Annotated in this window: 12 protein-coding genes; 3 read left to right on the forward strand and 9 right to left on the reverse strand. The window is 70.3% G+C overall.

Translation table 11 applies throughout. The features are described from left to right. Nucleotides 1–8: 8 nt before the first annotated feature. From MRAB57_RS26500 to MRAB57_RS26510, 3 genes are all read right to left on the reverse strand, one after another. Complete coding sequence (locus MRAB57_RS26500) at nt 9–707, reverse strand: cell division protein DivIVA (protein WP_077090891.1); 699 nt, start codon at nt 705–707, stop codon at nt 9–11. A 101-nt stretch (nt 708–808) separates the two neighbouring features. Further along, on the reverse strand, nt 809–1,294 hold the full coding sequence (locus tag MRAB57_RS26505) for a dihydrofolate reductase (RefSeq protein WP_077089979.1): 486 nt from the start codon (nt 1,292–1,294) through the stop codon (nt 809–811). Beyond that, nucleotides 1,291–2,097, reverse strand: coding sequence for a thymidylate synthase (locus tag MRAB57_RS26510; RefSeq protein WP_173814061.1), 807 nt, complete (start codon nt 2,095–2,097; stop codon nt 1,291–1,293). The genes MRAB57_RS26505 and MRAB57_RS26510 overlap by 4 nt, the downstream gene beginning before the upstream one ends. Before the next feature lie 48 nt (nt 2,098–2,145). Between MRAB57_RS26510 and MRAB57_RS26515 the strand changes: the two genes are divergently transcribed. Then, nucleotides 2,146–2,895: a dienelactone hydrolase family protein gene (locus MRAB57_RS26515; RefSeq protein ID WP_077089981.1), complete on the forward strand. Its 750-nt coding sequence runs from the start codon at nt 2,146–2,148 to the stop codon at nt 2,893–2,895. On the opposite strand, the gene MRAB57_RS26520 is transcribed toward MRAB57_RS26515, so the two are convergent. The 4 genes from MRAB57_RS26520 to MRAB57_RS26535 form a co-directional block, all read right to left on the reverse strand. Next, on the reverse strand, nt 2,892–4,109 hold the full coding sequence (locus MRAB57_RS26520) for a glycosyltransferase (RefSeq protein WP_077089982.1): 1,218 nt from the start codon (nt 4,107–4,109) through the stop codon (nt 2,892–2,894). The two genes, MRAB57_RS26515 and MRAB57_RS26520, sit on opposite strands and share 4 nt — an antisense overlap. Before the next feature lie 72 nt (nt 4,110–4,181). After that, nucleotides 4,182–5,279, reverse strand: coding sequence for an acyl-CoA dehydrogenase family protein (locus tag MRAB57_RS26525; protein ID WP_077089983.1), 1,098 nt, complete (start codon nt 5,277–5,279; stop codon nt 4,182–4,184). Further along, nucleotides 5,276–6,457, reverse strand: a complete 1,182-nt coding sequence (locus tag MRAB57_RS26530) for an acyl-CoA dehydrogenase family protein (protein WP_077089984.1) — start codon at nt 6,455–6,457, stop codon at nt 5,276–5,278. The genes MRAB57_RS26525 and MRAB57_RS26530 overlap by 4 nt, the downstream gene beginning before the upstream one ends. Next, nucleotides 6,447–7,235, reverse strand: a complete 789-nt coding sequence (locus MRAB57_RS26535) for an SDR family oxidoreductase (RefSeq protein ID WP_077089985.1) — start codon at nt 7,233–7,235, stop codon at nt 6,447–6,449. Before MRAB57_RS26535 ends, MRAB57_RS26530 begins: the two co-directional genes overlap by 11 nt. Before the next feature lie 132 nt (nt 7,236–7,367). Between MRAB57_RS26535 and MRAB57_RS26540 the strand changes: the two genes are divergently transcribed. Continuing rightward, entirely contained in the window at nt 7,368–7,688 is a 321-nt protein-coding gene (locus MRAB57_RS26540; RefSeq protein ID WP_077089986.1) for a PE-PGRS family protein, read from the forward strand. A 22-nt stretch (nt 7,689–7,710) separates the two neighbouring features. On the opposite strand, the gene MRAB57_RS26545 is transcribed toward MRAB57_RS26540, so the two are convergent. Next, nucleotides 7,711–10,935: an acetyl-CoA carboxylase family protein gene (locus MRAB57_RS26545; RefSeq protein ID WP_077089987.1), complete on the reverse strand. Its 3,225-nt coding sequence runs from the start codon at nt 10,933–10,935 to the stop codon at nt 7,711–7,713. After that, nucleotides 10,932–12,464: a class I adenylate-forming enzyme family protein gene (locus MRAB57_RS26550; RefSeq protein ID WP_173813973.1), complete on the reverse strand. Its 1,533-nt coding sequence runs from the start codon at nt 12,462–12,464 to the stop codon at nt 10,932–10,934. The genes MRAB57_RS26545 and MRAB57_RS26550 overlap by 4 nt, the downstream gene beginning before the upstream one ends. Nucleotides 12,465–12,502: 38 nt before the next feature. Here MRAB57_RS26550 and MRAB57_RS26555 point away from each other — a divergent pair, with 38 nt between their 5' ends. After that, the gene (locus MRAB57_RS26555; RefSeq protein WP_077089989.1) at nt 12,503–13,336 is read left to right on the forward strand and encodes a thioesterase family protein; all 834 of its coding nucleotides are present in this window, start codon (nt 12,503–12,505) and stop codon (nt 13,334–13,336) included. Nucleotides 13,337–13,418 lie beyond the last annotated feature (82 nt).

Consider the following 13,418-nt stretch of genomic DNA (forward strand, 5'->3'; position numbering starts at 1 on the left):
ACGCGAGGTCAGCCCGCGCTGACCTTCCGATCCACGGCCTGGCCGTCGGTCTCCGCCGGATTCTTGTGCTCCTGGTAGGCCGACTCCAGGGCGTGGGGCACCGCCTCGAGGTCGCGGTACACGCCCATCAGCTGCTCGAGGATCTTGATCCGCTGCTGGCTGGCCTCGTCCACCGCGCGGCGGGCCTCGTCACGGTCCCGGTCGGCCCGCTGCTTGGCCTCGGCGAGCAGCTGCTCGCGCGCCTGCTGGGCGTCCGAGCGCAGGCTGGTCAGCTCGGCCTCCAGCGCCTGCTTGGTGTCCTGGTACTCGGCTTCCATGGCTTTCTGCTGCTTGGCCATGTCGGCCTGCACCTCGTCGCGCTTGCGGCGCGCCTCGGCGGCCTCGGCCTCGGCGTCCGCGATCAGCGCCTCGGCCTCCGCCTTCGCCTCGGCCTGCATCTCGGAAATTTCGTCGACCGCGCGCCGCAGCATCTTCGCCATCCGCTGCTGCACCGCGTGCGGCGACGGTGAGGTGTCGGCGAGGACCGCCACCTCCTTGCGCAGCCCGGCGGCTTCGTCGCCGGCATCCTTCAGCCGGCCCCTCAGGCTCTCGACGTCGTTGAGCAGCAGATTCTGCTTGGTGGTCAACATCTCGATGTGGGCTTCGACCGCCGTCGCGTCGTAGCCCATGAACTTTCGTGAGAACGCCTTTGCGGGTTCGGTGAGCACAGCCATCTTTTCCCCCTCCTGAAAACACCTGGTAGACCCAGTAAGACCGACCCCCGAGTACCGAGTATTCCAGGTTGCGCCACCGCGGTGGACGCCAGCGGTCAGGCCCGGCGGTAGCTGTGGAAGCGGTAACGCAGGCCCGAGCGGCTGACGAGCCAGTCCCCCGTTTCGCCCAGCCAAGTCTCGTCGAGCACCGGGGCCAGCGCGTCCTCGTCGTCGCGGGGCAGGTCGATGTCGACCTCGGTGACCTCACAACGGTTGGCGTGCGGCAGCGCCAGCACGTAGATCTCCGCGCCGCCGATCACCCAGGTGACGGGGTCGGTCAGGGCCGCCTCGAGGTCGCGCACCACCTCGGCTCCCGGGGCGACGAAGTCGGGCTGGCGGCTCAGGACCACGTTCCTGCGGCCGGGCAGCGGCCGCACCGGTGCCGGCAACGAATCCCACGTTCGCCGGCCCATCACCGCGGTGTGGCCCAGGGTCACCTTCTTGAAGTGGGCCAGGTCTTCGGGCACCCGCCACGGAATATCACCGCCGCGCCCGATCACGCCGGACGTCGACTGCGCCCAGACCAGTCCCACGCCCGTCATACAGCGACGGGGGCTTTGATCGCGGGGTGCGGATCGTAGTTCTTGACGGCGACGTCTTCATAGGTGTAGTCGAAGATCGAATCCCGATGCGCGAGAACCAATTCTGGATAAGGTCGCGGTTCGCGGCCGAGCTGGGTACGCACCTGTTCGACGTGGTTGTCGTAGATGTGGCAGTCGCCGCCCGTCCAGACGAACTCACCGACCCCGAGGCCGGCCTGGGCGGCCATCATGTGGGTGAGCAGCGCGTAGCTGGCGATGTTGAACGGCACGCCCAGGAACAGATCGGCGCTGCGCTGGTAGAGCTGGCAGCTCAGCCGCCCGTCGGCCACATAGAACTGGAAGAACGCGTGGCACGGCGGCAGGGCCATCTGCGGGATCTCGCCGACGTTCCAGGCCGAGACGATGTTGCGCCGCGAGTTCGGGTCGGTGCGCAGCAGCTCGAGCGCGGCGCTGATCTGGTCGACGTGCTCGCCGCTCGGTGTGGGCCAGGACCGCCACTGCACACCATAGATCGGCCCGAGATCGCCTGTGTCGCTTGCCCATTCGTCCCAGATCGTGACTCCGTGCTGCTGCAGCCAGGCGACGTTGGAGTCGCCGCGCAGGAACCACAGCAACTCGTAGACCACCGATTTGAGGTGCACCTTCTTGGTGGTGAGCAGCGGGAAACCGGCCGCCAGGTCGTAGCGCAGCTGCCGGCCGAACAGGCTGTGGGTACCGGTGCCGGTGCGATCGGATTTGGCGGTACCCGTCTCGAGCACCAGGCGAAGCAAATCCTCGTAGGGCGTGGGAACCGGGACAGCGATCGGCACGCGGCCAGCTTAACCGCGATCGCGAGGAGTAGAACGGGTGCCATGCCGAACATCACCGACACCGTCACCACCCCGGATGGCACCTGCAAGGTCCACTTCGTCACTCCCGACGGTCCGGGAGCCACCCAGCCCTGGCCCGGCGTGGTCATGTTTCCCGACGCCGGCGGCCTGCGCCACACCTTCGACCAGATGGCGACCAGGCTGGCCAGCTACGGCTACGCCGTGCTGCTGCCCGACGTCTACTACCGCAGCGGCGACTGGGCCCCGTTCGACATGGAGAGCGTGTTCGGCGACAAGAACGAACGCAACCGCCTGTTCGCCATGATCGGCGGCCTGACACAGGACAAGGTCACCAGCGACGCCACCGCGTTCTTCGACTACCTGAGCGCGCGCCCGGAGGTGGCCGGCAAGCGCTTCGGCGTCTGCGGCTACTGCATGGGTGGGCGCATCTCGGTGACCGTGGCCGGCCGTCTTCCGGAGCGGGTCGCGGCCGCGGCGTCGTTCCACGGCGGCGGCCTGGTGACCGACGGTGACGACAGCCCACACCTGCTGGCCCCCCAGATGAAGGCCACGGTGTACATCGGCGGCGCCGAGGATGACGCGTCCTTCACCGTCGAGCACGCCGAACAGCTCGACAAGGCGCTGACCAAGGCCGGTGTGCAGCACGTCATCGAGTGGTACCAGGCCGCGCATGGGTTCGCCGTCCCGGACAACGCGCCGTATGACGAGGCCGCCGCCGAAAAGCATTGGGCGGCAATGTCAAAGCTGTTCGAGATGGCGCTGCCGCGCTAGCCGACGGCGTCGAACAACATCTTCGCGGCCACCGCCGCGCCGTCGGTGCGCATCGCGCGGGCCACGTCTCGGGCGCATGCCTCGGTCGCCGGGGTCACGATCGCCTCTAGCGCGAACGCCAGCGACCGCGGCGGTGGGGCCGGGCCGTCGCAGGCGGTGCCGATGCCCAGCTCGATCACCCGTTGCGCCCAGTACACCTGGTCGGCGCCCTGCGGTATCACCAGCTGCGGGACGCCGGCCCGGGCGGCTGTCGTCGTGGTGCCCGCCCCGCCGTGGTGGATCGCGGCGGCCACCCGGGGAAACAGCGCCTGCTGGTTGACCTCGCCGACCACGAAGCAGTCGTCGGCGCCATCGAGCAGGTCCAGGCCGGCCCAGCCGCGGGCCAGCAGCGCGCGCCGGCCCTGCGCACGGATCGCCTCGACGGCCGTGCGGCCGATGTCCTTCGCCCCCCACAGCGGCATGCTGCCGAACCCGACGTACACCGGCGGGCTGCCGGCGCCCAGGAACTCCTCCAGGTCGTCGGGCAGCGGGCGCTCGTCGCGCAGCAGCCAGGCACCGGTCTGCACGACGTCGATCTCGGCCGGCTGCGGCCAGGGGCCCAGGGTGGGGTCGGACGCCAGCCACGGCCGCTCGGTGTAGGCGTACGCACGTAGGTCGCCCACCAGTGGCATGCCCAGCGACGCCCGGCGGCCGTTGAGCGTCGGGCCGAACAGCACGTTGGCTTCCCGGGCGTTGTTCTCCCACATCAAGCGATTGCCGGCCGCGTGGGACGGCAGCCCGCGGCCCGCGGCTTCCGGCGGCGGGTGGTGCGGCGACGGCAGATGGGTCGGGTGATAGGTCGCGTACACGTAGTGGATGCCCAGGTGGTCGCAGACGGACCGGGCGCCGGCCGAGGTCCAGATGAGGCCGGCCGACACCAGCGCGTCGCAGCCCTGCGCCGCGGCGGCGACGGTGTCGAACTGCGCGTCGATCAGCCCGAGCACCTGCCGGCGCACGTCGGATTCGGAGGCCTGCGCGGCACCACCCGACATCGTGTGCACCGATTCGCCGAACGGCACCAGCGGCACGTCGAAAGTCGCTGCGCGCTGGGCGAATTCCTCGTCCGGCGGCGCGCACAGCAGCGCTTCGGCACCGAGCGCCTGCAGCTGCACGGCGAGCCCCAGCAGCGGTTCGACGCCGCCGCGCGAATCGTATGTCGTCAACAACACACGCATTTCGCAGCTCCCCTGTTCGATCCGGCACCCGATTGTGCAGCAGCGGCGCCCGGACCGCGAACCCGCGGGTAGTCAGCCGGCGGGCAGGTCCACCAATTCGGCCAGCCGCGCCCGGTGCCGGTAGGCGGTGCCCAGCGCCAGCTGGTCGCTCTTGGCCCGCTTGAGGTACAGGTGCGCCGGATACTCCCACGTCATCCCGATGCCGCCGTGCAGCTGGACGCACTCCTCGGCGGCGTGCACGGCGATGCCGCTGCAGTAGGCCTGCGCGACGGCCGCGGCGATGCCCGCGTCCTGGTCGCCGCGGGCGCAGGCGTCGGCGGCGTGGCGGGCGGCCGCCGTCGCCGCACCGACCTCGAACCACAGGTCCGCGAGCCGATGCTTGATCGCCTGATAGGAGCCGATCGCGCGGCCGAACTGCTTGCGCTCCTTGGCATATGCGAGCGTGGTCTCGAAGCACCACTGCGCGATGCCCAGCTGTTCGGAAGCCAACAGCGCCGCGCCCGTGTTCAGCGCTTCGGCCACCGCGGCCTGCCCCGGCCCGACGCGTGCCGACACCGCCCCCGAAAACCGCACGCTGGCAAGGGGTCTCGTCATATCCAGGGCCAGCATCGGCGTTACCTCGACGCCGGCGCCCGTCGTGGGCACCGTGTGCAGCTCCAGCCCGTCGGGGCCCGCGACCGGCACCACCAGCACATCGGCCTCCACGGCACCGGCGACGCTGCTGACCGTCCCGTTCAGACCGTCCGGGCCGATCTTCGGCCCCGCGATCGGGTCACCCGGCGCGGTGGACAGCGGCACCGCCAGCGCCGCGGTTCGCTCACCGGCCGCCAGCGCGGGCACCGTCTCGGTGTCACCGGCCCGCAAGAGCGCGACGGTGGCCAGGACGGCGCTGGACAGGAACGGCACCGGCGCCACCGCCCGGCCGATCTCCTCCATCACCACCGCGGCCTCGCGTGCACCCGCGCCGGCACCCCCGAGCGACTCGGGCACCAGCAGGCCGGCCACCCCGAGCTCGGCGGCCAGCGTTCGCCAGACACCCGAAAAGTCTTGTGGTGGGGCATCATAGGACCGCGCGACCGCCTCGGGCGGGCAGCGGTCGGCGAATAGGTGCCGCACGCTGTCGCGCAGGGCGTCCTCGGTGTCGGAGTACAGCAGGTCGCCGATGCTCATCGGTCCAGGTCCTTCCAGGCGACGTCTTTGTCGACACGGTGTTCGCCGGGCAGGCCGAGGATCCGTTCGGAGATGGTGTTGCGCAGGATCTCCGAGGTGCCGCCCTCGATTGAATTGCCCCGCGCCCGCAGGTACCGGTAGCCGGGTTCGCGACCGATCAGGTCGACCGTTTCGGGTCGGCGCATGGCCCAGTCGTCATAGGCCAGCCCCGCTTCGCCGTGCATTTCGATCTCGAATCCCGAGATCGCCTGCGCCAGGGTGGCGAAGACGATCTTCATGCCCGCGCCCTCCGGCCCGGGCTGGCCGGTGCTGGCCTGCTGTCCCAGCCGCTCGCCGGCCAGGCGCAACACCTCCGCCTCTACCCACAACCGCATCAGCTCGTCGTGCATCGCGGGATTGCGCAGCGCAGCCTCGGTGCGCCAGGCCTTGGCGACCTTGCCGATATGGCCGCTCTCCCGCGGCACGCCGGAGCGCGAGCCGATCGCGACCCGCTCGTTGTTGAGCGTGGTGGTCGCGACCCGCCAGCCGCCGCCCTCGGGGCCGAGCCGGTTGGCGTCGGGCACCCGCGCATCGGTGAGGAACACCTCGTTGAACTCCGCCTCGCCGGTGATCTGGCGCAGCGGCCGAATCTCGACGCCGGGTTGGGTCACGTCGCACAGGAAGTACGTCAGGCCGGAGTGTTTGGGCACTGTCGGGTCGGTGCGGGCGACCAGGATGGCCATCTGGGCGTTCTGGGCCTGCGACGTCCACACCTTCTGCCCGTTGACGATCCAGTCGTCACCGTCGCGCACCGCCCGGGTGGACACCCCCGCCAAATCCGATCCGGCACCGGGCTCGCTGAACAGCTGGCAATAGATCTGTTCACCGGTAAACAACGGGCGCAAGAACTTTCGCTTCTGCTCGTCGGTCCCGAACGCCGCGATCGTGGGCGCCGCCATGCCCATGCCGATGTAGTTCTTCGGGGTTCCACCGACCGGCGCACCGGCGGCGGCAAGGCGGGTCTCGACCAGCTCCTGCGCCTTGCGCGGCAGGTCCAGGCCGCCGAAGCCGTGCGGGAGGTGCACCCACGCCAGGCCCGCATCGTATTGCGCGCCAAGGAATTCGCGCGGATCGCTGGTCGCCGGGTCGTGTTCGTCGAGCAGGGCCTGCACGCGCGCGTTCAGGTCGTCAGTGCTCATTACTCGCCCCCGGACTGGACTGAAAGCCCTGCGCCCCGCCGAGCAACAGGCCGCCGTCGATCACCATCGTCTCGCCGGTGATCCAGCTGGCCGCGTCGGAAACCAGGAATGCCACCGCGTTGGCCACGTCGATGGGCTCGCCGATGCGTCCCAGCGCGATCGTCGAGGCCAACGGGTCCTCGTTGCCCTTCCACAGGGCCTCGGCAAGCCGGGTTCGCACCACCCCGGGACTGATCGCGTTGACCCGGACGCGTGGCGACAGTTCCAGCGCGAGCTGCTTGGTGACGTGGATCAGCGCCGCCTTGGTGGCGTTGTACATGCCCATCCCCGGGGATTGGTGCATGCCGCCGATGGACGCGGTGTTGACGATCGAACCGCCGTGCTCCCCCATCCAGGCCTTGACCGCGAGCGAGGTCCAGAGCAACGGGGCCCACAGGTTGACGTCGAAGATTTTGCTGAACCGAGCGTGGTCCTGGTCGATCAGCGGGCCGAACGCCGGGTTGGTGCCCGCGTTGTTGACCAGGATGTCGACGCTGCCGAACCGCTCCAGCGTCAGTTCCACGCAGCGCCGCGCGGCGTCCTCGTCGGTAGCGTGCGCGCCGACGCCGATCGCTTTGCCGTCGACCTGTGCCGCGGCTTCGTCGGCGGCTTCCTGCTTACGGGCGGTGAGCACCACGTTCGCGCCGGCGGCGGCCAGCTGCTGGGCGATGGCTAACCCGATTCCGCGCGAGGCGCCGGTGACGATTGCGGTCCGGCCGGTCAGATCCAGTGAGGTCATGTCTTTATGCCTTCTGTTGTGTATGGCGACCGGGGTCGGCGTGCGGTGAACACTTGCGCCCAATTTTTCTCACGATGTTTTGTACACGTGTCTGCGTGGTATGCGAGTCGCATGTTAGCGAAATTGACCTTCATGAAACCACTAGTTGTTGCCGGGGCAGTTGCTGCAGCTATCACCGCCGCACCGACGGCCGCGGCCGAGATCTCGATGGCGGGGCCGACCGGTGCGGCCACGCACGTCGTCTTCAAGGATGACCCGAGCGGCGGTGGCTGCGACCAGAACGGTAACTGCGGCTCCGGCGGCCAGAACCAGGGCCCCGGCGGCGGTCCGGGTGGGCAAGGCTGTCTGCCGGGCGTCGGCTGCGGTTCCGGCGGCCAGAACGCCGGTCCGGGCGGCATTCCGGGTGGGCAGGGCTGCCTGCCGGGCGTCGGCTGCGGTTCCGGCCACGCCTAAACAGTCTTTGCGATAAGACCCCTCAGACCCCCGGCAGCCTGGTTATCCAGGCCCGGGAGTCTGAGGGGTCTATTACGTCGTCCAGCTCGAAGGTGGTGGCGGCGCGCAACGCCTTGCCGTGCTCGTAGGCCGCTGCGACCAAACGATCGAACAGCCGCTGGCGCTCCGTCTCGTCGGCCGCCGCGGCCAGCTCCTTGCTGAAGCCAAGGCGCACAGCGCCTTCCAGGCCCATGCCGCCGATCTCCCCCGTCGGCCACGCGACGGTGAACTGCGGCGCGTGAAACGATCCGCCCGCCATCGCCATCGCGCCGAGCCCATAACCCTTGCGCAGGATGATCATTCCCACCGGCACCGTCAGCCGCGCCCCGAGCACGAACATCCGGCCGAACCGGCGCACGGCCGCGTCCTTCTCGGCCTCCGGTCCGACCATGAAGCCCGGGGTGTCGCACAGCGAGATCACCGGTAGCCGAAACGATTCGCACAACGTCAGGAAGTCGCCGGCCTTGTCGGCCGCCTCGGCGTCGATCGCGCCGCCGAGATGGTGACTGCTGTTGGCCAGCAACCCGTATGCGACGCCCTCGACCCGAACGAGCGCGGTGACGATGCCCACGCCGTAGTCGGGGCGCAGTTCGAGCGCGGAACCCACATCGACGATGGACTCGATGGCGCGGTGCACGTCGTAGGCGCGAAGCCGGTTCTGCGGCACCACATGCCGGGCCAGCCGAGGGTCGGGTGCCTCCCAGTCGTGGATGCTGCCCTGAAAGTAGGACAGGTACCGCTTTGCCAGTGCCACCGCATCCGCCTCGTCGCGCGCGACCAGGCTCACCACGCCGTTGTGCCGCTGCACGTCGATAGGCCCGATCGCCTCCGGCGGGTACACCCCGAGCCCGCCGCCCTCGATCATGGCCGGCCCACCCATCCCGATGTTGGCGTCGGGTGTCGCGATGATCACGTCGCACACCCCGGCCAGCGCGGCGTTGCCGGCGAAGCACCGGCCCGACACGATCGACACCAGCGGCACCCGGCCGCTCAGCGCGGCCAGCGCCCGAAAGGTCGGGACGTCGAGCCCCGAGGCGCCGCCGACGTCGTCCCCGGGCCGGCCCCCGCCGCCCTCGGCGAACAGCACCATCGGCAGCAGCTTTCGCGCGGCCACGTCGAAGACCCGATCGGTCTTGGCGTGGTTGCGGGTGCCCTGCGTACCGGCCAGCACCGTGTAGTCGTAGGAGACCACCACCGCCTGGGCGGCCGCCGGCCCGAAGCGGTCCGCCCCGATGGTCGCGAGCCCGGCGACCAGGCCGTCGGCCGGGGTGTTGGCGATGAGGTCCTCTTCGGAGCGTCGGCTGCGTTGTGCGGCGATGGCCAGCGCGCCGTACTCCACGAAGCTGCCGTCGTCGACCAGATCGGCGATGTTCTCCCGCGCGGTGCGGCGGCCCTGGTTGTGCCGCTTGGCGACCGCGGCCTCGCGGCCCTCGTCGCGGGTCAGCAGGTGGCGGTGGTCCACCTCGTCGAGGTCCGGCCGGGACGCATCGAGATCGACTGCGGCAGCGAACAAGTCGCCGTCAGCGCCGACGCCGGTCCGGGTGAAGACCAGCAGCGGATCCCCGGTGCCGACGACCTGGCCGACCGTCACCAGGTTGCGGACGGTGCGCAGCGCATCGGGTGCGCAGAGCACGTGCTGCATCTTCATCGCCTCGAGCACCACGAGCTGGCTGCCCGCCCCGTACTCGGTGCCGGCGGGGACCACCTCGACCACGGTGCCGGCCAGGTGCGTGCGCAGCGCCTCCTCTCCAGGGTAGAGCTCGACGGCGCTCAGCCGTACGTCGTGCTCGTGTGCCATCGCCGCGGCCGCCAGCGCGGGCAGTTTGTCGTCGACGAAATTCGTCGTCACCCAGCCGGATTCGAACGCGTTGTCGGACAACAGCTCCCGCAGCATGCCGATGTTGGTGCGGACGCCCTCGATCGCGAACTCGGCCAGGGCGGTGCGGGTCTTGCGGAACGCCGCGGGCAACGACGTCCCGTGCACGTGGGTGATGACCTTGGCCAGCAGCGAGTCGTAGCGCGCGCCGACGGCCAACCCCGGCCTGCCGTAGGTGTCGACGCGCACGCCCGGGCCCGTCGGCGGCGAGAACGCGGTGAGGGTGCCCGCCGCGGGGACGACCGATCCGTCGGCGGCGAAGGTTTCCGCGTTCACCCGGGCCTGGATCGCGATGCCCCGGCGGGCGGCCGGCTCGCCGATGACTTCGGCGCCGTCGGAGGCGATCCCGGCCGGCAGCCCCAGCTGGTAGTAGGACGAGCCGCCGGCGACCGCGAGCTGCGCGGCCACCAGGTCCACCCCGGTGATCTCCTCGGTGATCGTGTGCTCCACCTGGATGCGCGGGTTGACCTCCAGAAAGACGTACGTCTCGCCGGCCACCAGGAATTCGACGGTGGCCAGGCCGCGCAGGCCGACACTAGCGCACAGCCGCGCCGCGGCCTGATGCAGATCGCGGCGCAATGCGTCCGAAAGCCCTTGCGCGGGCGCGATTTCGACGAACTTCTGGTAGCGCCGCTGGACGCTGCAGTCGCGATCGCCGAGCGCGAGCGCGTGCGTCCGGTGGCCGGCCGGCGCGGCGATGATCTGCACCTCGATGTGGCGGGCGTCGTCGAGGATCGCCTCGGCGAACACCGCCGCGTCGCCGAAGCCCAGTTGCGCCTCGGCGGCGCACTGGCGGTGTGCGGCGTCGATCTGCTCGGCGCGCTCCACCCGCCGCATGCCGCGGCCGCCGCCACCGGCGAGCGCCTTGATCATGATGGCGCCGTCGTGCGCGGCGAAGAATGCGTGCACGTCCGCCACGCTGCTCGGTCCTTCGGTCGCGGGCAGCACCGGCACCCCGGCGGCCACCGCGGCGGCTCGGGCCGCCGACTTGTTGCCGACGGTTTCGAGGGCGCCGGCGCCGGGGCCCACGAAGGTGTATCCGGCGGCGGCGCAGGCGCGGGCGAATTCGGCGTTCTCGGAAAGGAATCCGTAACCCGGATGGATCAGGTCGGCGCCGGCGCCCTTGGCCGCCGCCAGCATCGCCGCGTGATCGAGGTAGGCCTCCGGACCCGCGCCGGGCAGGCCGATGGCCTCGTCGGCGGCGTGCACGTGCGGGCTCTCGGCGTCGTCCTCGGCGTACACCGCGACCGTTTTCATGCCGACTTCGGTTGCGGTGCGGATTATCCGCAGCGCGATCTCACCGCGATTGGCGATCAGCAGGGTCGCGTTCATCGCAGCGCTTCGCCCCACTGCACTTCGGCGCGGAGCTTGGCCTTGAGCAGCTTGCCGCCGGCGTTGCGCGGCAACGCGTCCGATACCACCGTCACGTATTGCGGGACTTTGTAATCCGCGAGCTGCCCGCGGCAGTGCTCGAGCACGGCGGGAACATCGATCGGCGCTCCGCCGCCGAACAGCACGGCCCCGACCTTCTCCCCCATCACCTCGTCGGGCACCGCCAGCACGCAGGCGTCCGCGACGCCAGGAGCGGCCAGCAGCACCGCCTCGACCTCGACGCTGGAGACGTTCTCGCCACCCCGGTTGATGATGTCCTTGAGCCGGTCGACGATGTGCACGCGGCCCGCCTCGTCGACGCGGACCACGTCGCCGGTGTGCAGCCAGCCATCGGCAAAAGTCGCCGAGGAGGCCTCCGGCCGGTTCCAATACCCCGCTGTCAGGTTGGCGCCGCGCGCCACCAACTCGCCGACGCCGGGGTCGTCGCCGCTGGGGATCACCCCGAGATCCACCGACGGCACGGCATACCCCACGGAGTCGGCGTGCTCGACCGCGTCCCGATCCGGCAGCACCGTCATCAGCGACGCCGACTCGGTCATGCCGTACCCGTTGAACACCGTGGCGCGCGGAAACGCCGCCTTCACCGACCGCACCAGCGACGGGGCGATGGGCGCGCCGCCATATCCGACCCAACGGATGCCGGAGACGTCGGACTCCGCAAAGCCCTTGTGCCGCAGCATCAGCGAGTAGATCGCCGGCACCGTCACCATCAGCGACACGCGCTCGGCGGTCAGCGTCGCGACCAACTCGTCGAGGTTCAGCGCGGGCAGGATCACCGACGCTCCCCCGACCCGCATCGCCGCCAGAAGCTGTGAGTTGCAACCGGTTACGTGGAACAGCGGCACCGAGATGAGCGTGCGAAGCCCCGCGCCGATATCTCTGGACAGCCCCATGCAGCGCACCGAATTCTCGGTGTTGGTGACGAACGCCCGATGCGTGGTCGGGACGCCCTTGGGGTGCCCGGTGGTGCCGGAGGTGTAGAACAGCGCGGCCGTGTCGTCGCGGCTTAGCCCCTCGGCGACGTACGCCGGACCGTCGGGCAGCGGCGCGCCGGGGGCCAGGTCCACCGTGGCGCCGGAGTCCGACAGCACGAACTCGACCTCGGGCTGCGCCGAGCGGGTGTTGACCGCCACCGCAACGCCGCCGGCCAGCACCGTTCCCCAGAAGGCCAACACCCAATCGATGCCCGCGGGGTGGCGCACCGCGACACGGTCGCCGGGCGCCACGCCGGCCTCGCGCAGCCCGCCGGCGACGCGCGCCGCGCGGTCCCACAGCTGCCGGTAGGTCAGCCGGCCGGCGCCGACTTCGACCACGGCCTCGTTGTCCGGGTGGTTCTCGACCTGCTCGGCCAGCAGGTCCAGCAGCGTGGCCGGCACGTCGTCGTAGTACGGAACGCCGTTGGTGTCGCGGGATACGCCCGTCGTGGCGAACGGGTTGTGGTCGCGGGAAATTTGGATCACTGGAGGCATGCCCGGTCCTTACTCTCCGGTGTCCTATCGTGATACCGGTGACGATCGAGGATTCCGCCATCATGCCCGAGGCGTTCTTCACTGTCGACGGCGACTCCTACGTTCCGGGCCCGATGACGCAAGGGCCGTGGGGCGCGACGATGGGCGGTCAGATCGTCGGCGGCCTGTTGGGTTGGGGCATAGAACAATCCGGCGTCGATCCCGAACTGCAGCCCGCGCGGTTCACGATCGACCTGTTGCGCCCGGTGCTGATGAAACCGGTACACATCCAGACCTCGATACAGCGGGAGGGCCGGCGCATCAAGCTGGTGGACGGCGCGCTGGTGCAAAACGGAACGGTCGTGGCGCGGGCCAGCGCGCTGTTCCTGCGCCGCGGCGATCACCCCGACGGCCAGGTGTGGTCGTCGGCGACCGAGATGCCGCCGCTGCCGACGTCCTCCGACGGCTTCCCTGCGGACATGCCGTTCCTCATCTGGGGGTACGGGGCCACGTTCGAAGGCAGCCCCGGCATCGCCGCGGGCGAGTGGGAGCAGTCGCACTCGCAGAAGTTCGCCTGGGCGCGGATGTTTCGGCCGATGGTGCACGGCTACCCGCTGACGCCGTTCACCCGGCTGGCCTTCGCAGGCGACATCACGAGTTCGCTCACCCACTGGGGCACAGGCGGATTGCGCTACATCAACGCCGACTACACGGTCACCGCCAGCCGGTTGCCCGACGGCGAGTTCATCGGGCTGGCCGCCCAGAGCCACTACGGCACCGCGGGCGTCGCCACCGGCGCGGCGACGCTGTTCGACCAGCACGGCCCGATCGGCACCAGCTCCGCGCTGGCGTTGGCCCAACCCGCCGACGCGTTCAAGCCAACCTACGCCTAGTTCACGGGGCCGCGCCGGAGTCGCGGCAGGGGGCGCGAATATCTCGATGCGCCAACCGGTTTCATAACCGGCGGCGGTGCGC

Origin of the sequence: Mycobacterium rhizamassiliense, from assembly GCF_900157375.1 — a bacterium.
In the GTDB taxonomy this organism is placed as follows: Bacteria; Actinomycetota; Actinomycetes; order Mycobacteriales; family Mycobacteriaceae; genus Mycobacterium; species Mycobacterium rhizamassiliense.

Excerpts from the sequence above, each read along its gene's own strand:
- MRAB57_RS26505 (WP_077089979.1), bottom strand. The coding sequence starts at position 1,294 with ATGACGGGCGTGGGACTGGTCTGGGCGCAGTCGACGTCCGGCGTGATC.
- MRAB57_RS26515 (WP_077089981.1), top strand. The coding sequence starts at position 2,146 with ATGCCGAACATCACCGACACCGTCACCACCCCGGATGGCACCTGCAAG.
- MRAB57_RS26520 (WP_077089982.1), bottom strand. The coding sequence starts at position 4,109 with ATGCGTGTGTTGTTGACGACATACGATTCGCGCGGCGGCGTCGAACCG.
- MRAB57_RS26525 (WP_077089983.1), bottom strand. The coding sequence starts at position 5,279 with ATGAGCATCGGCGACCTGCTGTACTCCGACACCGAGGACGCCCTGCGC.
- MRAB57_RS26530 (WP_077089984.1), bottom strand. The coding sequence starts at position 6,457 with ATGAGCACTGACGACCTGAACGCGCGCGTGCAGGCCCTGCTCGACGAA.
- MRAB57_RS26535 (WP_077089985.1), bottom strand. The coding sequence starts at position 7,235 with ATGACCTCACTGGATCTGACCGGCCGGACCGCAATCGTCACCGGCGCC.
- MRAB57_RS26540 (WP_077089986.1), top strand. The coding sequence starts at position 7,368 with ATGAAACCACTAGTTGTTGCCGGGGCAGTTGCTGCAGCTATCACCGCC.
- MRAB57_RS26545 (WP_077089987.1), bottom strand. The coding sequence starts at position 10,935 with ATGAACGCGACCCTGCTGATCGCCAATCGCGGTGAGATCGCGCTGCGG.
- MRAB57_RS26550 (WP_173813973.1), bottom strand. The coding sequence starts at position 12,464 with ATGCCTCCAGTGATCCAAATTTCCCGCGACCACAACCCGTTCGCCACG.